Origin of the sequence: Mucilaginibacter sp. CAU 1740, from assembly GCF_039839285.1 — a bacterium.
GTDB lineage: Bacteria > Bacteroidota > Bacteroidia > Sphingobacteriales > Sphingobacteriaceae > Mucilaginibacter.
The window spans coordinates 337,465-357,066 of the sequence record NZ_JBDOQS010000005.1 but is presented as its reverse complement, the minus strand read 5'-3'; the positions used below and the strand labels follow the sequence as shown (position 1 = coordinate 357,066).

The 19,602-nt window shown below is 47.2% G+C and carries 10 protein-coding genes; 4 read left to right on the top strand and 6 right to left on the bottom strand.

Going from position 1 to position 19,602, the window contains the following annotated elements; genetic code table 11:
* Window positions 1-3: 3 nt before the first annotated feature.
* From AAFN85_RS13845 to AAFN85_RS13820, 6 genes are all read right to left on the bottom strand, one after another.
* A complete protein-coding gene (locus tag AAFN85_RS13845; RefSeq protein WP_347527991.1) occupies window positions 4-333 on the bottom strand; it encodes a DUF4134 domain-containing protein in 330 nt (109 codons plus the stop codon).
* 211 nt (window positions 334-544) lie between these two features.
* Window positions 545-1,039, bottom strand: a complete 495-nt coding sequence (locus AAFN85_RS13840; protein ID WP_347527990.1) for a hypothetical protein — start codon at window positions 1,037-1,039, stop codon at window positions 545-547.
* A 513-nt stretch (window positions 1,040-1,552) separates the two neighbouring features.
* On the bottom strand, window positions 1,553-2,212 hold the full coding sequence (locus tag AAFN85_RS13835; RefSeq protein ID WP_347527989.1) for a hypothetical protein: 660 nt from the start codon (window positions 2,210-2,212) through the stop codon (window positions 1,553-1,555).
* Window positions 2,213-2,576: 364 nt separating this feature from the next.
* Window positions 2,577-3,500: a helix-turn-helix transcriptional regulator gene (locus AAFN85_RS13830; protein ID WP_347527988.1), complete on the bottom strand. Its 924-nt coding sequence runs from the start codon at window positions 3,498-3,500 to the stop codon at window positions 2,577-2,579.
* 37 nt (window positions 3,501-3,537) lie between these two features.
* Entirely contained in the window at window positions 3,538-4,104 is a 567-nt protein-coding gene (locus AAFN85_RS13825) for a GNAT family N-acetyltransferase (protein WP_347527987.1), read from the bottom strand.
* 324 nt (window positions 4,105-4,428) lie between these two features.
* Window positions 4,429-7,989, bottom strand: coding sequence for a PKD domain-containing protein (locus AAFN85_RS13820; RefSeq protein ID WP_347527986.1), 3,561 nt, complete (start codon window positions 7,987-7,989; stop codon window positions 4,429-4,431).
* A gap of 401 nt (window positions 7,990-8,390) precedes the next feature.
* On the opposite strand from AAFN85_RS13820, the gene AAFN85_RS13815 reads away from it, so the two are divergent.
* From AAFN85_RS13815 to AAFN85_RS13800, 4 genes are read left to right on the top strand one after another with little or no spacing between them, the layout of a single operon-like run.
* A complete protein-coding gene (locus AAFN85_RS13815; protein WP_347527984.1) occupies window positions 8,391-11,330 on the top strand; it encodes a hypothetical protein in 2,940 nt (979 codons plus the stop codon).
* Between the two features lie 2 nt (window positions 11,331-11,332).
* Complete coding sequence (locus tag AAFN85_RS13810; RefSeq protein ID WP_347527983.1) at window positions 11,333-12,427, top strand: DUF928 domain-containing protein; 1,095 nt, start codon at window positions 11,333-11,335, stop codon at window positions 12,425-12,427.
* Window positions 12,402-12,827 carry a hypothetical protein gene (locus AAFN85_RS13805; RefSeq protein ID WP_347527982.1) on the top strand — a complete coding sequence of 142 codons (426 nt, stop codon included), beginning with the start codon at window positions 12,402-12,404 and terminating at the stop codon, window positions 12,825-12,827. The genes AAFN85_RS13810 and AAFN85_RS13805 overlap by 26 nt, the downstream gene beginning before the upstream one ends.
* Window positions 12,828-12,839: 12 nt before the next feature.
* Window positions 12,840-19,601, top strand: coding sequence for a hypothetical protein (locus AAFN85_RS13800; RefSeq protein ID WP_347527980.1), 6,762 nt, complete (start codon window positions 12,840-12,842; stop codon window positions 19,599-19,601).
* Window position 19,602: the final 1 nt, after the last annotated feature.

Below are 19,602 nucleotides of genomic sequence, written 5' to 3'. Positions count from 1 at the left end.
GGTTTATAAGCCGAAGAATGATTTGATGATGGTAGCAACCACGACCAGGAAGATGCAGGAGCCGAACCAGGCGGCGGCTACTTTAGAGGTGTCCTGGTCACCGGCGTTCCATTTGGAGTAAACTTTGACGGCACCGATCAGTCCGAGTATGGCACCGATGGCGTACATCAGGTTGGTGCCGCTTTCAAAATAACTTCTTACCTGGGTGTTGGCCTGCTGGATGCCGGCATTGCCATCCTGGGCATCGGCCAAGAGGCAGCTGGTAATGAGTACTGCGCACAGCGCGGTTCTTTTCAGGGCTTTGCCCCACGATTTTCTTTTGCACTTTTCCATTTCACGTATCGTTTGTTGTTAAAATTTGGGCATGGGTTTCCCTTACCCGCTCCCGAGGGTGATCGGGAGGGGCGGGAAATTTGCTGCGCCCGTAACCCATTCTTATCCAGTCATGGCTCTACAGCACGGGGCCGGGGCAGCAGTATTTTGATTTAGTTGAGTTCCCATTAGGGCCCCGCAGGTCGCGGGGCCAGGGAAAGGGCACGGCGTGCTAAACGCTCCACCACATATCCACTTCAATTCTGCTCAGCAGTGCCGTGCCTGTTTTTTCGCATTCGCTGACGATGAGTGCGTTGATCGCTTCCCGCTCGGGCGTTGCCGCGACATCGGGATGGTCGTTAAGTATCTTTTTGAGTTTGATGATGAGTTTATCGGGGGCGAAAGGTTCATCCGCAGCTTCATCGATACATCCGGTCAGGCGGTTGGCGAGGCTGCGGGCAGCGCCCTGGAAAGGTTCGTCTTCCTGTTTTTCAAATGCCGGTATCGCCGTGGAGGGTATTTCGGCTGACTGGTTTTCTTCGCCCTGGTATTGCAGTGCGGCGGGTAGCTCGTTCCGGTCATCTTTTTTGCCGGTCAGGAGATTGAAAATTAAGCTGATCTCGCTGCGGTAATATTTCCAGCCGATAAAAACATAATACACGATGGCCGCTGTGAAGGTGGCAGTCAAGTATTGATGCCAGGTAATTTGATGGAGTAAATGATTCATTTCTTAGACTATTTGTATCTGATCGTAATTGGGCAGATTGCCTGCCGTTCGTTGATACAAAATTGCCGCATTGGACGATAGGCAAAAACTTCAATATAATATTGCACCCTTTCTGTAGTTGTTGAAGCCTTCTGAAAATGAGTCTGTTGTGTTCTTGTTGTTGCGCAATAATTCGCTCAGATTAGGCATTTTCACGTAGCGTAGTTATTGGGTGGCGTGCGCGTCCGAGTGGGCCGGCTCGAGCAGGGGATATCAGGCTGCTGATGTGTGGATCGGTAGATATATTATGGGCCCTGATAGGACATGAGTTTCAGGATGATAAAGTCATCGAAATTATTTGTACAATTTGCTCATCCAACATTACCCGCAAATGCTATCTTTTTAATCGACGATGTCATTTTCGGGAATTATCAGGTACCAAAAAAGCCTCTACATGAGAGGCTTTTTTACAGATCTTCTATTGATGTTGTTGAATTTATCCGAACTAAAGTGGCGGAAATTATCAGGCTCGCATTATCCGTACTCCCGGACCTTTCTGATTAAAGCTTCGAGAATTCCAATGACCGCTTCTTTATCATTATTTTCCATTTTATAAGTGCTGCTGCGTGCGCTTTTCCAGGAGAAGTTCTCAAATCGCTGGGTTGAGAGATATGGAACGATACTTTTGAGTACCTGGCTGAATGACCGGCTGATTACCAGTTTGATATCGTCAGCCGCCTTTAAAATGATCGCTATCTGGTCGACGCTGAGCCGGCAGAGAACCTTGTATATCGGCTGTAGTTCGGGTTGGTCTGCAAGTGATGTTTCACCGTCTGTGGATTGGTAACGCTGATGCATGCTCTGGCTGAATTCGTTCAGGTGATCCAATAACAGCTGAGCCGTGTCCCTTAACAAGTCTTCAGGAGGATAAAGCGCCAGGTTAATGCGCATCTGCTGCATTAGCAGGCGGATAGCCTGGTCATAGTGTCCGGCGACCACCTTGATCTTCTCATTGGAATAAAGGGCGAACGTCTGGTTTTTAAGAGTCTCCCTGATGTTACCAAACTCTCCGGGTAGCCGTTCCCGGATATGCGACAGGTCATCCGGCGTCAGCGCGAGAGCCTTATTTTTTTCGGGATTCATGATAACTTCGGCCAGTTCATCGAGCCAACCAAAGGGATAGGTAAATTTCATTCCATTGCGCATAGCGACCCTCCCTTAAACAAAATGTTTTTTTTACCCAGGTACTCGCAAGTCAGTTTCGAAAAATGAAGAAATAAATCAGGGAATCCGGGATGAACTTTGGATGGTTCCCATAACCCGGGATTTAACTTTTGTAACATATTTCTGATATTTGATTAATGCCCCTTCAACGCCCGTTAACTGGCTACAATTATCACATTGAATAGGGTAGGTAGATTTTTCCCATAAGCTACTCTGCTGTTTCAGATTGGCAGACAGGCAAAAATAGGATGGATGAAAGTGTGTAGGAATACCAATTAAGTGTAATTACGCTACTAAAAAAGTGGTAATTTGACGGTGAATTTTCACTATTGAATTATGTATGATACATTTGCAGCTTGTGTATCAGCGCCTGTCTGTTTTTTACATTTGTTTTTTTAAAAGTGTTGTACAGATGTTTCTTGACGGTTTCTTCTGATATGAATAAAGTTTCGGCGATTTCCCTGTTGCTCATTCCGCTCCTCAGATATTGTATGATTTCGAGTTCTGTTTTAGTCAGTCCGTAAATGCGGGCGTTTTGCTCCAGCGATTGTGGAGTAGTAGATTGCGACAGGTTTAATAGCCGTCGGTATTCGTCACGGGTGTTTTTTATCGATTGCCATATAAACAAAAAGCTCACGGCGATTATGCCCGTATTGGTGAACAATACTTCCACAATCTGGCTTTCTTCCACAAACCCGAAAACCGTCAGGGACGCCCAGGGGCTAATGGCCAGATACATCATGATTTCTTCCAGATACTGCCTGGCATCCCTGTTTTGCTTATGTTTTTGACGTATTGCCCGAAACATCGCCCAAAGCAATACCAGCGCGTAGAGGAAAGGAATGATCATGCCATATTTTATACTGACATTGAGGTTGCCGTAAATCCCGTAAACTACAATAAAAAAGATAAGATAGGGGGCCATCAGGAATAGCGGGACGCCAAATAATGCATGCCATCGCAATCGTTGGAGATCGAATGTCCGGTAAAAATAAAAAGGAAAGTAAGAGGCCATTAAAAATCCGCTGCCGTAGGCGATCATTTCCTGGATCGGGATGTTCAGTTTAAGCTTGGGGTCGGGGAATAGACCACCGGTCACGTTATAAAGCAGTAGTAAAATTAACAGGATGAGGTACCGGAGCCTGTTTTTATCCTCCGGTCGGATCAGGTAGTAAGAAAACTGGAATATTAACATTCCTGTTTCCAGCAGAATGAAAACAAAGGTTACGATATGAATCTGTGTGCCAAAAACCAGCATGGTATTGTAGGAAAGGTAGGTGGTGGAAATGCCGAACTTATTGTTTTAAAAAGTATAAGATGTAGCTTAAGTCAAGCTGTTCATAAATTTTAAAATTGAATCGTTCATACCAGGGAATGTTTTCCGGTGTGGATGTTTCCAGAAAGAAGGAGGTGCCTTTTTCCCGGGCGTCGGCAATAAGATCCGCCATAAGCCGGCTTCCTCTGCCCTGCTGCTGGAACTGCGGGTCTACGCCGATGAACCATAAGTATGCCATCGGATCTTTGGTTTGTTTCGCCTTTATTTTGTTTTCACGGTCAATGGCTCTTTTGATGTTTTGGAGCCCTATCGCCTGCCAGATAAGCCTGATGTCAAGTATAATGCTCCGGAGGGTTATTCTTTTCCGATGCGGATACATTACGAGCGCGCAGGCGGACCGGTCATCGGAAAGCCAGACGTCACCGAATAAAAAACAGAGCTCGAAGGAATAGTCCATCAATGCTGCAATCCTTTCTTCTCTTTTATGGCCCTGCAAAACTATATAGTTTACACTTTGATTGGTATCGAAGGATTTTGTTAATATGCTTATAATATGATCTTTATCATTTTTTATTGCCCTGGTCATAATAATATAATAAGACGTTTAAACATTGGAAAGTGCATTGAAATTGATTCTTGGTATTTTCGTCTCAAAAAAACTTGTTTTCCTTCGTTGTGTTATTTATTAATTATTACGAATAATATATGTAAAAGTTGCTTGAGGTGATATTTTTTTATAAGCTTCACGAAGTAATATTTCGGATTAGCTATAATTCCCTCCCTTCACCTTGGCAATTTACTTTAACAAGCTGAAGGTGGGATAGGCGGGCGGACCGGCTAACGCAGCTTGAAGGCCGTAGCTATCCTATCGTTGCAGGTGTGATATGGTAAAGATTGGCTGTTTACCAACTTATTTGATCAACACAAGATATCCGCTGATGTCCTTAATCCTGTGATCTGTTTTTATCACGTAATAATAGGTGCCTGCGGGAACGACAGTCCCATTGAACCTGCCATCCCAGGGACGATAGATTCCTTTCGATTCGTAAAGCAGCATCCCGTATCGGTTAAAAATAGAGATTTGTGCATTCGGGTAATCTTCTATATTGCTGATCTGCCAAAGGTCATTGTAACCGTCGCCATTCGGTGTAAAAGTGTTTGCCGGCTTTGGGCGATAAAGCACTTTAACATGGATTGTTGTTTCCGCGCTGCAGGTTCCGTTGCAAACCCGGATCCGGTATTCCGTGCTTGCTGCCGGATATATTTTAGGATATGCAATGTCAGGTTTATTCAGGTAAGCAGCCGGGCTCCACTCATAGCTCAGGTTGGTGCCTGAGTATTGTGGTACGAGTGTTGCCGATTGACCTTCTAAAACCGTAATATCTGCAGCGGACACACGTGGCGGTTTTTCGACCAGGATATCCCGGTCAATAGTTTGGGTACATCCGTTCTCACCGACAAAGTGATAGGTGATCGTATGGCTGCCTTCCCCTGCTAAAAACGGGTCGAACAGGCCATCGGTGCTGACTCCTTTACCTGTAAAAAAAACAGACACTGCCGGCATATGATGTCTTTCACCAGCATCGGTTATCCTGACCGCGGAAGCAGTTGAACACAGCGGACTAACCGCATCAAAATATAATTCGGGTTCCGGGAGTATGCTTATTTCAAGGCTATTTAACGAAAAACATGATTTTCCGGAGTAGGCCAGATATCGGATATTATACTGTAAGGTTTCCCCTGTTTTGTTGGCCGGATAGCTGTGCTCAATAAGCTGACCATATTCAGGGCTGGAAATGACCACGGAATCGCCAGGAGATGTATCCTGATCAAAAAAGATTACCAGCCGACTTATTTTTCCGGGGCCTGACACGCCCGACAAATTACGGACAACCAATGGGGTACCGCTACAGATCTTATCGCTACCATTGGCCTCCAACAGCGCATTGGGATCTCCGCTGCTGACGCTAAGTTCTCTGCTGATCGTGGTATCACAGCCGGATGCCCGGGACACGGTCAAAGATATTTGATATTTACCGGCCCGCGTAAAAATATGTGATGCGTCCGGCGAGAACGCTGAATTTGGATTAGCCGGATCAGCGAAGGGGTCTGAGAAATTCCAGGCATAGGATATAACATCGTTATCCCCGTTAGTGGCTGCCGGCGAGGCGTGAAAGGTAACGGGAACTTCACTTGCGCAGGCGTCCGGTAATTCGAAACTTACGGTGGGACGACTTTGAACGGCAATATTTGCTGATACCGGAGAGCTGACGCAGCCTGATTGCCCGGTCAGGGTCATTTTGGCCGTGTAATTGCCTGCACGGTTGTACAAATGCTTTATCTCAGGTTGATCGGACACAAGGGTCGTGCCATCACCAAAATCCCAGGTCCGGTTTTTAATGACGAATGCGATATCTGCGGGCGTTTTGTCTGAAAATGTGACCTGTTTCCCTTCGCAGGCTGGAGAGGCCCAGGCGAATACCGGTTCCACGGACGGTCCGATCTCTACGATCTGTTTTTTGATTGCCTGGCAGCCAAAAGCATTCACCACCGAAAGCGTTACTTCAAACTTTCCGGGCGAAGGATATTGATGAAATGGGTTTTGCAGAGAAGAACGATTTTTTTCCTTACTTTGCGGATCACCGAAATCCCATTCCCATTTTGCTCCGGCCGTTAAGCCCGGGGTCTTATCGGTGAACCCGACGTTTAAACCACAGTCATCTTTTTCCGACCGGAAAGCAACTGCCGGTCCGTCAAGCACCTGGAAGGTTCCATTTATAATATCCTTGTCAAGTCCGCAGTTATGATGGCCATTGGGGTAATCCGCGGTTACCGTTATTTTGTGTTCGCCCGGGTTGTTAAAGGGTAAGAGTTTCCACATAATATAAGAATAGGTGGTGACCCCATCCCGCTCACCTAAAATTGGTGGGTGTCCCTGATACCTCAGGGTGTATCCGTCAGTTTCAAATAAAATATCAGGGGAGTCGTATGGCAAAGTGAGCCAAAACTCGTAATCATTATCATCTGCGCAGGCTGTATCTATTTTTTCCCCGGTAGATATGCGGTAGGCCTGTAGCTGGTAGCGTGCGCCCAGGTTTGTGCCGGCGGAGTAAGCGTAAGATTCGACGTTCCCGAATCCGTAGGCGATTGCGTTAAAGCCCGCTGCGGCGGTCAGCCGGAAAGTCCCGCCGGCATTCTTTGGCAATAATAGCTGCAGATAGGAAAATCCCGGCATCGTGGACATTGGTTGGAATTGTTCCGCAGGGGATTGTCCGTTGATCCTGAAGCTGCCTGTTGCAGAAGTTGGAAGCAATATATTGACGTATTGTTCGCTGATCTTTTCCCTGGCGGAGGAATAGATCGCGATGTCTTTAATACTTAAGGAAACCGGATTGAGCAGCACCATATCCGGGTCGCTATATCCCTTATTGCTGCCGTTGCTATTGCTGCAGGATTGAGACAGGGCGAACTGCGCGACCATCACCGGGTAATTCGAACTGATATGCGCCGGCTTGGTAAGCGGTTGTGGTGTGGTATAGTACTCTCCCGGGTTAAGCGAGGCAACCTTTTGACCGTCAATGCTGACTTCCGTGTAGTAGGATCCTGCCATAATGCGTAGCAACTGCCCGGCGGTGCGTACGGGGCCTGTAAAGTCCGGGCTTGAAGTGCTGAAGGGAACATAGCCATATTCTCTGCCCCAGCTTTCTGGCGGAAGGCATTGCTGGTAAAGGGGATCAAGCGAGCGAGGTGTGCATCCCTGAGGTGAGATGTAAACCCCGGTGCTGCCGCTGAAGGCGGCAAAGCGCTGGCAACCACCGTCGCCCTGGTCTGTGGATACGGTTACGCCGCTGAGGTCTTCGTCTGAAAGGTATTCATATACATCATTAATCTCTTTCAGGTCGGCGGTCGCGAGGGTTGTGTTTCCCCTTTTAAAATATACCATCGTATTTGGTGCAGTGGCGACAACAGTGATATAATTTTTGCCCTCTGTATCATGCTGCGGGTAGTTCATACTGTAGTAAGTGCCACCGAGTGCATCCACCGGCAGTACCAGTGTCGCCGCTGAACGCTGCCCGGCAAAGATATGCCCATAAACGGTCACACCAGGTAACCCCGCTTCGACAGTTACCCGTACGGCACGGTTGTGAAGAACCTGACCTGCTTCCTCTTCATTGATGTACACACTGCCCCTCGGGACTTTGATTTCTGTCACCTGGTGCGCCGTCACGCTAAAGTCGGTGGAAAATCCACCAGCGGCAACATGGCCTTTCGAGTCTTCTTCTCCGGTAATAAAAAGGCTTAACTGGGCCGGTAGTGTATTGAATTGGCCGTCGAAATCCGGAACATGGGTAGGGAATGCTACCCAAAATTCCCGGCCGGAACTCGAGGTTATCTGCGCATGCACACGCTGCCTTATTATAAGGCAAAGCGTCACACATAAAAAAGCTGAGGCGAAACAGGATACTTTCATTAAAAGGGCTAACGTAATCTTAAACTATTCGATTCTCGGGCAAAAAGGATTAAAGTTAAGCGCAGGGTTACCAGGTGTTTCGTAGAGAAAGTGCTCCGTCATTTTTTAAGGCAAGGTTACAGGTCTTAACGTATTGCAAATATATGAAAACCAGTGTAATATTATTCAAATCCTCATAAGTTAAAAAATATTCGAATATGGAGTTATTTTTTTAACTTTTTTGTAACAATAAGTATTACATTTGCGTAATACATGTTATCGGAACGAAAACGATATATTCCGCTGTTGCTGCGACCGTAGAATATGATGATCGTCGAAAATCCGGAATAATGTTGCCCTAAACCGACAATCATATCATTTTTCGTTGATAGGGCATATTGAAATTTAACCTTATCACGAATATGATCTCAGTATTGACCGCCATGCGGTGCATCATAAAACAAACTGTATCCCGCTTTTCGCCACGCGGAGTCGTGTTCTCAATCTTTTTTGGCCTTTTCCCACTTTTGACCATGGCGCAACAAGTCGCTGTGGTGAATGAGAAAACCCTAAAACCAGATTCTTCGGTACTGGCGTTAAAAATACGCGGCCGGGTCGACTCGGCTGCCAAACTTAAATTTTCAGATGCCGGCCGGGGCATCGCCGCTAAGGTCAAGGAGGCATCCGGTTCAGTTGAATCTGCGGGCAATAGCCTGAAAGGCGCTGCTAATAGCCGGTTTCAACGCGTGAGCGTCATCGAAAAAGGGTTATCTTCATTAAAAATCAAGCCCATAACAGGTGACCTAACTTTTGAGAACTCCTCCAGGTACCATCCGGTCATCCCCGCTTACAATAATCCCTTTCTTGCCGCAATAACAGGGAACAGGAAATACGCGAATGTTTTTAGCGTCACAGGTCAGTTGAATGCCTGGGGATTGCCATTGAATATCAATTATTCCACTGATCAGGCATCTTCCATGGGGTCGCGGTATGGACAGAATAGCCTGTTTAAATTTGATTTTAATCAGGGGCAGTTAAAGAACTTGTTGAGAAGCGACCTGCTCAAATATAAAGAGCTGCGCAGGGATGTTTTCGGAGGCCTTGACCTGACCGGGTATACCCGGAAAACGCTGACCGAAAAAATAGTAAACCGAAACGTCTATGAGAATCTTCCTGCGAAGGTGTCTTTAGCCCGCTATCTTGATGATCCGGTTGTGGTGAGCAGGTTGCTCCTTATGGACAAGGAAAAGATCAGACGGCAATTACTGGATGACGTTTCCAGAAGACGCGACAGCATCCGTGGCAAGCTTGCCGATATCAGCGGTCAGGCAGCTGATGATTCGGGGAAAGAGATGCTGAGCAATACTTTAAACGATCGTTCAAGATGGAAAACAGCGTCACTTAAAAACATCTCAGAGAACAAGCAGATCACTGACTATTTTGCCGACCCCCTTAATATCGGACAAATTAAGAACATGAATGAGGCGCAGCTCGCAGCCAAAATAAATTCCTATACGGAAGCCGAAAATGTTAGCGCTTATCCTGATCTGTCCTATATTAAAGCGCTGCTTCCTGTGGATAGCATAGATATCAACGGGATTGTCAGACGATCACTTACAGTCCGTGATTCCATCGGTAAAAGTGTGATCAACCACACCGCCCGCGAGATCTTGTTATCATCGAGACAAACGGACAAGATCGATCTTGCGGATATTATCAATAAGCAAGCCAGTCGCCCTGTTGTCGCCGCGCGGTCAATGGCATTAAATGAATCGACCCTTGCCTACAGCCCGGGTAGTACTTTTGACCCGAAAAAAGTCCTTCCCGAAATAACCCCGAAACAGGCCGATAGCCTCGCCTCAACGATCATATCGATCAGGGACGAACTGGAAAATCATGGCGTTGACGTCAGGCAAATGCTGAAGGTTGAACAGTTGATGCAGGACCGCAATTTCAATACGTCCGAACTGGGTGGCAGTTTTATGGAAAATAAGCCATCCAACGGCATTCAGTCGCTGTTTTCAAGAGTGGATGATTTTAAACTTGGATCCTATGGAAATAAGGTTCCCGGGAGTGTTCAAAGCCGTGAGTTGTTCACCAGCGGTACCCACCTTACTTACAGGGCGGGGAGAACCCCGCTTACCTTTGGTTATGGAACGGTGAACGATGTCAGCTCATTCAAGGATGCCGGTTTTCAGAACTCGATTTATAATCAGGCGAGAAGCATAACCTATATCGGAGCTGATTTGATGAAACCCGGGGCGGGTAACTTGAAGATCTCTCTGGTGAGCTCCTTCAATAAAGATTTTCATAATAGTCTTTATGCGACGCCGTCCATATCATCAAACAATGTGGCCCTGACCATTTCGAAGGGCCTGAAACTGGGTAATCTCGGAAACGTAGGCCTGGACGTTTCAAAAACAACGACGTTGTATGATAATCAGCTGCACCACAGTAACGAGGCCGTGCTTGATAAAAAGTCTGGTTTAAGCAGTAATTTATCCAACAATCTTTTCTCAGCGCTTTCTTTCGGTTTCAGGCACCAGCTTACAGTAAAGGAGCTGGATGCTTCGGATAACTTTTATTTCAATTATGCGGGAATGGGCTACCAAAACCCGGCGAACAATGGCTTCGGTGGCGCGCGTATGAAGTTCGGCGGAAGCTTGAAAAAATCATTCTATGATAAGAAGCTTACCTTTATTTTTCGGACAGACCTCAGTAATATGCCGATCAGCTATACCTCAGGCGATCGTTGGGAGACACGTCAGTTCCAGCTGGACTCGAGATACCAGGTCAGCCGTAAATTCCAGCTCAGTTTTAAATACATTACCAACGGTACGGATAAGAAAATTGATAATGTAATTTCTCCGGTATACGGTTTCCAAAAAATACAGATCGATGGCAACGCATCTTTTAAGATCGGTAAATATTTTAGTGTCAGTCATTTCACTATAGGTAAACAGGATTTCTCGAATATGAATGCTATGCAGGGAGCAGGCAACCTGTTGATGCTGAATTATACGCAAACACTTTTGCTCCATAAGAACACGCTGACAGCATCCGCTTTTTACAACAAGGAGCTGGCGTCCTATCACCTGATCGGGGACCTGTTCAATTCCGATGTCACTTACCAGTATACGCTTTTCGGGAAAATCGGTATGTCCTCGGGGATCACTTACCTGGAGAACACGGGAATTGTGCGCCAAAGCGGTATCAGGCAAGGCTTTCAGGTATTTGCGGGCAGCCATTTCGACCTTGATTCCTATGTAGACCTGCGAAAGAATATGATCAGGTCGCTTTATCCGGATCTGTATCCCCTGTGCCGGGCGGAACTTAGTTTAAGATATCATTTCAAAATATAACAATGATCAAAAAAATAATGTTTTTCCTGCTACTCGGCTGTTGTGCTCCTGCCTTCGCGCAGATCAATGTACAGTTTGTTCCTGAAACCAACGGGAGGAACCTCAATGGCCTGCTTAACTGCCGGATCATTAACCAGGTTCAGCCGGCAAGGGTTACGCTTACCATCACGGTTACTGAACGCCAGTCGGGTACCGTATGTAAAATCGTCACTCCTGGATTTTCGCTACCTACCGGGAGTAACCCTATTCCGCTTGCGGCCGCTCGCGGAGCAATGATACAGTTTTCAGATAACCGCCTAGGACAGCTGACCAGCCGAAGCCGTATTTTTCAGGAAGGTGATTATGAATATTGTTACGAAATCAGTTTCGAACATAGTGATAACGCTCCTTTAGAACAATGTTTTTCCTATACGCTGGCTCCTTTTTCAGAGCTTAACCTGATTGATCCGTATGATGAGGACGTGATCTGCGACAAACGGCCGGTGCTTACCTGGCAGCCGCTGGTACCGGCGATCCCCGGGGCCAGGTACCGGCTTACGCTGACCGAGATCAAAAAGGGGCAAAGCGCAACAGAAGCGTTGAATTATAATCTACCGCTGATCGACCAGGCGAACCTGATATCACCGGTTCTGACATATCCGCCCATAGCTAAGGAACTCCAAAACAAAAAGAAATATGCCTGGCAGGTAACTGCTTACATGGACCAGACCATCCTTAACCGCTCTGAAATCTGGCAGTTTAAAGTCGATTGTGCGGACACGGCCAAAACGGTCAGGGACGACCACATTTACAGGGACATAGAAGACCTCGCGGGTGGTAATTATTATGTAGCCAGGGGCTATGTGAAATTCGCTCTGGTCAATTCTTACCAAGAGCAGAAGTTGATATACCGCGTTTACGCTTTAGAAGACCAGGACAAAAAAATCCGCGGGTTACCGGCTGTTAAAATACAGAATGGGCGTAACCAGGTCATTATTGATCTTACCGGTAATTCAGCCTTTAAAAAAGGACAGTTTTATATTATGGAAATAAGAATGCCCGGTGGCGGGTTAAAGAACCTTCGGTTTAGTTATGATGAGGTTGCGGATACTGATTGAGTTGATAGCGGTTGCGGCTGTTTTTACCGCATGTAATAGTGGGCGCAATACTTACCGGGAGATTCAGAAAAATGGTTTGCGTGTACAGTTGGGAAGGTTTGCTGACCATCACGGAGAAGCTTACCGGATCAGGCTTATCCCTGAAAACAGGGGGGCCGGTATCGTAACGAAAACATCCGGAATCGATCCCCTGAAAAACATGGACAGTTGTTTTTACATGCTGAATGGAAAACAGAAGATATATCCGGTTGCCGTACAATTTATAGCCAGCGGTTCGGAAACTTCATTCGAATATGTTGCGGTTTTTAATGACAGCGTCTCGGTTTCGCAGAATACCATGATTTATGAGGACAAATATATTAACAGGAAAACATACCGGTTCGATCCGGAGGTAAAATAAAGGATTAAGGATATGAACTATCAGAGAAAAAAGACCCGCAGAATTGCAATCGTTTTATTGACAATCTGGAGTTTTGATTGTTTTTGGCCTGCCGCATGTATGGCGCTCACCTCAGGTCCGGCGCAACCAGAGACCGCAACTTTTCAACCTGCCGGAACGACCGGTATGGTTGATCTGCAAACCGGCGATTTTAAGTACAACATTCCTTTACTCGACGTGGGCGGTTATCCGATCAACTTGAACTATCAGTCCGGCACAGGTATTGATGATGAAGCCAGCTGGGTAGGCCTGGGATGGAACCTGAACGTGGGGAGCATCAACAGGCAGTTACGGGGTATTCCGGACGACCTTGCGGGCGACGATATTGTGACCGATCATTATACCAAACCGAAAATTACCGTCGGAGGACGCGCCAGGATAAAGGATGAATTTGCAGGGGAACACATCCCTGTCAAGGGAGAACTGGCTTTCAATGTCGGTGTGTTCAGCGACAATTATACGGGTATTGGTGCCGAAGTCGGTGCTAATGCCGGTGTTCATTACAGTTTCGATTCTGAAGGACAACTCACCGCAGGCCTCGGTGCAGGCATCTTATCCAGCACGTCTAAAGGTGTGGATTTTGACGTTTCTCCATACCTCAACTTCAGGATTCGCGAAGATGTAGACCGTAAAATAACGACGAACGCGGGGTTTAGCGGAAGTTTCGGTTACAACACCCGCTCCGGCCTCAAAAATATGACGCTGGGTGCGAGTTTCGGAAATTCAGTGATACCCGGTTATTTACAGTTTGGCGGTACCGCGATCACCTACAACACACCGCCTGTATTGCCTAAGATAAATATTCCGTACAGCAACAGTTTCGAATCCTACAGCCTTGATATCGGACCTGCGGAGTTCGGGAATTTCCTTGCTGCCGGAGCTACGGGTTATAAATCCGTGAGCCGCATCATTACCCGGTCGAACACCAATAAGGCTTTCGGCCTCCTGTATGCCGAACGGGGGAAGAATGTCAGAAACGGGGTCATGGACTTTATCAGGGAAAATGAAAACCCGGTCATCCCGGAGTTACCCAACCTCGCGTTACCTGTGAGTACTGCTGATTTGTTTTCCTATACGAGCCAGACCGGAAGCGGTCAGTTCAAGCTTTACCGTGGGGGATCGGGTATATTTTTCGACAATGAGGCTTCGGATCAGAACTCGAATCAGACGGGAGGAGTGGATCTAGGCTTCGGTCACACTTTTCATGGTGGAACGACCCTGTTCAAACAAAGTGGCGGTACGACCAGCCGGAAATGGACGCGTGACAATGATTACGCGGCGAGCGGTGATTTTCAGGATGTCAATTATAAGAGCGGGAAAGATCAACATGCTTATTTTAAGGTCACCGGCGAGAAGAGCCAGGAGGATGACGCAACTGCTGCCCTGGTTAAACGGACCAATACCGTAGCTGTGCAATTGAACCAGATCAAGGCGGAGAACCGTTTTGCCAACGACCCTGCCACGCTTTCTAAAATAGCGAAACACAGCCACGAACCACAACAGACAACCATATCTTACCTTACTGCAAAAGAAGCTTCCCGGTGGGGCTTGGAAACCTCATTGCTCCAGTATCCCTTCAATGTCTACGGAAGTTTTCAGCCGCCTCCAAAGCACCAGCCGGTTCCCGTAAAGGCCAATCGTATTGATACTTACCGTAAGAATGATCATTTATCGGAGATCACCGTAACTGAAGGAGATGGTAAAAGGATGGTCTACGGTGTGCCTGTTTACCAGCTTAAACAGCAGGATTTCACCTTCGCAGTAGTATCCAGGGAAAGAACGCCGGCTGCTTACGATCTGATCAACCGGAACCAGGTAGCCATGCCTGTTGGCAGAACCCTGGCGGACCTGGGGACGAAAAGCGGTATCGATGACTATTATCATTGCGATAATATCCCGTCTTACGCGACATCATTTCTGCTTTCTGCGGTTCTGTCTCCGGATTACTTGGATAAAACAGGTAACGGAATTTCGGATGATGACCAGGGCACTGCCATTAAGTTTAATTATTCAAAGCTTAATAAAGATTTCCATTGGCGTACGCCTTATGAAAACGCGACGGTGCATAAATGCCTGCTGGCCGATCCTGACGACGACAAAGCGAGCGTTGTATACGGTGAAAAGGAGCTTTGGTATATCAGCTCCGTAGAATCAAAAACACAGATCGCTTATTTCCTGACCTCGGATAGGGATGATGCCCTGGGGGTGAAAGACTTTGCGGGTGTACAGGATGCTACCGTCAGGCAAAAGAAGCTCAGTGAAATCCGCCTTTATTCTAAAGCAGATATGACCAAGCCGATCAAGGTTGTCAAGATGGATTATGATTATTCCCTGTGCCCGAATACTCCAAATTCAGTTGCCGGCGGTGGTGTATCCCGTGGAAAACTCACCCTGAAGGCTGTCCATTTTGAATATGCGGGAACTACTAAAGGACATTTTTTCCCTTATGCATTCAACTATAATACGGAATATAAAGGACCGGAAACAACTTCCGTAACTGTAAATGGTGGGAACACCGGTTACGATGTGATGAGTACTGACCGCTGGGGTGTCTATAAAAATTACGATGACCCTAATGTGGTAAACCTGAAAAGCGACGAATTCCCATATACCAGGCAGGATTATCTGGTAAGTGACGATTACAAGCAAAAAATTAAAGAGAGCGCAGCCCAGGCCGCTTCGCTCTGGCATCTCAAGCAAATAACCCTTCCTACCGGCGGGCAAATCAATGTCAGCTATGAATCTGATGATTACGCGTATGTTCAGGATAAAAAGGCAATGATCATGGTCAAGGTGGACAACCTGATCAATGGGGCCGGTGCCATTTTGGGCGATAACGAACTGGATAAAGCCAAAGGTTTCCGAATACCGATACCCGCCACGACAAACCGGACGGATGCTACTGCAGACTTTAAGACGAAGTACCTGAATGGGTCCAATTATATCTATTCAAAATTTTATACCAATATCAGTACCACTAACAGTCCGAGCAGGGGGCAGGATGCTGATTTCATATCGACATACGGTGAAATTGACCATGTCTCCTATGATAGTAACTTCGCCCTGATTTTTCTGAAGGACAGAACGGAGGTTTCACCTGGCGTAAACCCGATCGTGCTGGCCGCCTGGCAAAAGATGAAGGAGGAATACCCGCGCTATGCCTACCGGGGCTTTGATAAACGTATCGGGGACGAAGGCCTTACAGAAAGTGTGGGAAGCGCAGTTTCGGCCATTATTGATGCGTTTGCAAACCTTAGCGAGCTTACCGGTAATTTTTACAGCAAGGCAAAAGACGACGGTAACAGGTATGCCAGAAAGGTCGAACTTACTAAAAGTTTTGTACGTATCGTTAAACCCGATGGCCGCAAATATGGGGGAGGGGCACGGGTAAAGAAAATATTGCTTAATGACAACTGGAGCCAGATGGGCGGCTCCGCCTCCAGGAATTACGGACAAACCTATGATTACACGACACTCGATGACAAACAGGTGATCAGCAGCGGCGTGGCCAGTTACGAACCGGCAGTCGGTTCGGATGAGAACCCGCTGAAGCAGCCGGTGAATTATGTTCAGCAGATCAGGGGCGGGATCGACAATTTCTTCACGCTAGAGCAGCCTTTCGGCGAATCTTTTTTTCCGGCGCCTTCAGTGGTGTACAGTAAGGTTACGGTCAGCGATATTGACGAGAGCCCCAATGCTCCAGCCGTGCCGTTGACGGGCTATACCGTTAATGAGTTTTATACGGCAAAAGATTTCCCGGTAAAGGTAAAAGTCCTGGATATCCAAAAATACCGAAAGCCCGCGTCTTTAAAGTTCAGTATGGTCGAATCGCAAAGCGAAGACTATCTGGCACTTTCACAAGGTTATTCCATCGAACTCAATGATATGCATGGAAAGCCAAAAGCGGTGACTGTTTTTAACCAGGGCGGGACGGAAGTTTCATCAGAAATATACAACTATAATGCGACCTCTCCGGAGGAAGGACCGCTAAAGCTGAAGAATCTCGTCGATGTTGTCAATCAGGACGGATCCGTAAGTAAGGATCAGATCATGGGAAGGGACATCGAATTCTTCACCGATTTCCGGGAGCAGGAAACGATAAACGAAGGCAAGTCGATCAATGTCGGAACAGATGTGATTCAGATCGGGATCTTCCCGGTTCCTATCCCGCACTTCCCGGAGGCGGGTAATACGGAGTACAAGCTTTTCCGTTCGGCCTGCGCGGTAAAACTGATACAGTATTATGGTATTGTCAAAAGCGTAATTAAGAGGAACAACGGTTCATCCATCGAAACGACGAATGTCGCTTATGACGGCAAGACAGGAGAACCTATGATCACGCGTACGCAGAATGAGTTTAAAAGGGATGTCTTTTCTGTAAATATCCCGGCATATTGGGGGTATCCTGGTATGGGGCCTGCTTATGAACATTCCAATATCATGCTGGATAATCTCAGTACCGGCAGTGGCGGAGAGTTAAATGACGCACTGAAGGATGTACTAATGGAAGGTGACCAGTTCATTGATATGGACGGGAGTACCAACGACGTTTATTGGATCCTCAAGGAAAAGGTCATTATTACCGCAGGCCCAGGGCCGGGAGGCATTATCGGGAATGTTGATCGGAAATTCGTGGTCAACCGCTATGGGGAAATGATGAAAAACTTTCAGCCCGGCCATATTAAAGTGGTACGCGCGGGTGCCAGGAACATGCTCGCCGCCTCGCTGACCAGCATGGTGATGCTGAACAATCCCATTATCGCCGGTCCCGGGACACCTAAGCTGGCGCTTGCCGATGCCGACATGACCGCCTACAAGGTCATCAACGCTTCGGCCAATACCTATGACCAGAATTGGTCGACAGAGATACCGGATATTCACGCTATCAAAAATGAAACGCCATATGATTTTACGGTAACCGGCGGCGGCTCCATTCAAAGTCATTCGCTCCCGGCAGGGCAATTCAACAATACCGGTAGCTACCTGATGAACCGGGATTTTGGAAGCAATTATTCATTTTCAGATGCGGATCAGCGTAATTATGGCGAGCGCTTACCGATCTGGTTTGATGGGCGTCTGCCGAATAGCAGTATTATAGATAATGATTTTCATACCTTGATCAACCGCTCAAACAGCAATGTGATGGGTGTATATGGCACCTTCAATGTCGAAGATCCGAATAAAACCTATTTCGTTGGCTTCGATTCCAGCATTAGCATGTCTTTCGCCTTCGATTGTTCGCAGGATTGGACAAGCAAGAGTTCACATAATGCAACCTACCGTTGGGGCTGGAATATAATCCCGGTTAAATTCACAACCAAGGGGCCGCATACTATTCATATCCAGATGACTTTCAAAGATTACATGCCTCCGTCAGATTCTAACGATGGTGGAGGAATCGAGATCTACCAGAATACGGCTGACGAACTTAGGGCAGCCGGTGCTCAGGGCACAGGCATCCGTATGATCTGGAGTTCCAGCAGCCTGGTCAGGAAGGAAGAGGTGCCTATGTATCTGCAAAATGGTACCAACCCGGCCATCTCAAGCATCGTTTACAGCGACGCCAAGCTTACCGGATACTCGCCTTGTTCGCTTCCTGTTACTGCAATTAACCCGTACGTCTATGGTTTTGCAGGAAATTGGAGGCCGTTCGAGACGATGGCATTCCAGCAAAACCGTCTGTATAATAACGTTATTGATGGTAATAATAAAGTTGTGAATGTTAAAGATGCAGGTGCTATCAAAGCTTTTTATCCGTTTTGGAACCCTTCTCTCAATCCCTTGGAAACCCTGACCTGGGCTAAGACGACCCATGATTCAAGGTGGGTCAATGCAGCTACGGTCACACAATATGATAATTACGGGCAACCAACTGAAAGCGAGGACGCTTTGGGACGTTTCAGCGCTGCGAAGTTTGATTTTAATGGCCAGCTGCCAGCTGCGGTTGCCGCGAACGCCAGGAACAGGGAAGTCTACGCGAACAGTTTTGAAGATGCCAACTTTACGCCAGGTAAAGGAAACTTCCTGGACCCACCTAGGATCAATGATTTTTCAGAGGCTGCTACTGGGCGGACCATCAAAAAACTGGCCGGTAAAACCTTTGCGCACAGTGGCAATTACAGCGTACTGCTTCCGGCCGAGGGTCTGACGATGTCTACGATCGTATACGATCCGAACGACGGCTCCCGCGGTCCCTACCTGGCTACCGACGCTATTCACCAGTTCATGAAGTCCACGAGCTTTGGATTATACCCCAACGGGTTTGAGCCGATCACCGGTCCTGGCCGTAAATACGTTTTCAGCGCATGGGTAAAAGACGCGGCACCTGAGGACCGGACGGTGAAACTGAACCTGACCATTAAAATGAACGGGACCACCGTTGATTGCCCGCTTGCGTGCAAGGCTGTGGTCGAGGGCTGGAAAATGCTGGAGGGAACTATCGATCTTACGAATTCCCAGCCGAATAGTACCCCTATTGATATCAGCATCAAGCCTGTGACGGGCAATACTGTGACCGTAGATGATATCAGGATACATCCTTTCGATGCCCAGCTGAAAACCTATGCTTACGATGAAACGACTATGAGACTGATGGCGGAAATGGATGAAAATGGCTTTGCTACTTTTTATGAATATGACAGCGAGGGCCTGCTCTTAAGGGTTAAAAAGGAGACGGAACGCGGGATCATGACCTTGAAGGAAGCGAGGCGCTCGCAAAAGAAAGTCGGCATATAGT

Excerpts from the sequence above, each read along its gene's own strand:
- AAFN85_RS13805 (WP_347527982.1), top strand. The coding sequence starts at position 12,402 with ATGATGAGGTTGCGGATACTGATTGAGTTGATAGCGGTTGCGGCTGTT.
- AAFN85_RS13830 (WP_347527988.1), bottom strand. The coding sequence starts at position 3,500 with ATGCTGGTTTTTGGCACACAGATTCATATCGTAACCTTTGTTTTCATT.
- AAFN85_RS13820 (WP_347527986.1), bottom strand. The coding sequence starts at position 7,989 with ATGAAAGTATCCTGTTTCGCCTCAGCTTTTTTATGTGTGACGCTTTGC.
- AAFN85_RS13840 (WP_347527990.1), bottom strand. The coding sequence starts at position 1,039 with ATGAATCATTTACTCCATCAAATTACCTGGCATCAATACTTGACTGCC.
- AAFN85_RS13815 (WP_347527984.1), top strand. The coding sequence starts at position 8,391 with ATGATCTCAGTATTGACCGCCATGCGGTGCATCATAAAACAAACTGTA.
- AAFN85_RS13845 (WP_347527991.1), bottom strand. The coding sequence starts at position 333 with ATGGAAAAGTGCAAAAGAAAATCGTGGGGCAAAGCCCTGAAAAGAACC.
- AAFN85_RS13835 (WP_347527989.1), bottom strand. The coding sequence starts at position 2,212 with ATGAAATTTACCTATCCCTTTGGTTGGCTCGATGAACTGGCCGAAGTT.
- AAFN85_RS13800 (WP_347527980.1), top strand. The coding sequence starts at position 12,840 with ATGAACTATCAGAGAAAAAAGACCCGCAGAATTGCAATCGTTTTATTG.
- AAFN85_RS13825 (WP_347527987.1), bottom strand. The coding sequence starts at position 4,104 with ATGACCAGGGCAATAAAAAATGATAAAGATCATATTATAAGCATATTA.
- AAFN85_RS13810 (WP_347527983.1), top strand. The coding sequence starts at position 11,333 with ATGATCAAAAAAATAATGTTTTTCCTGCTACTCGGCTGTTGTGCTCCT.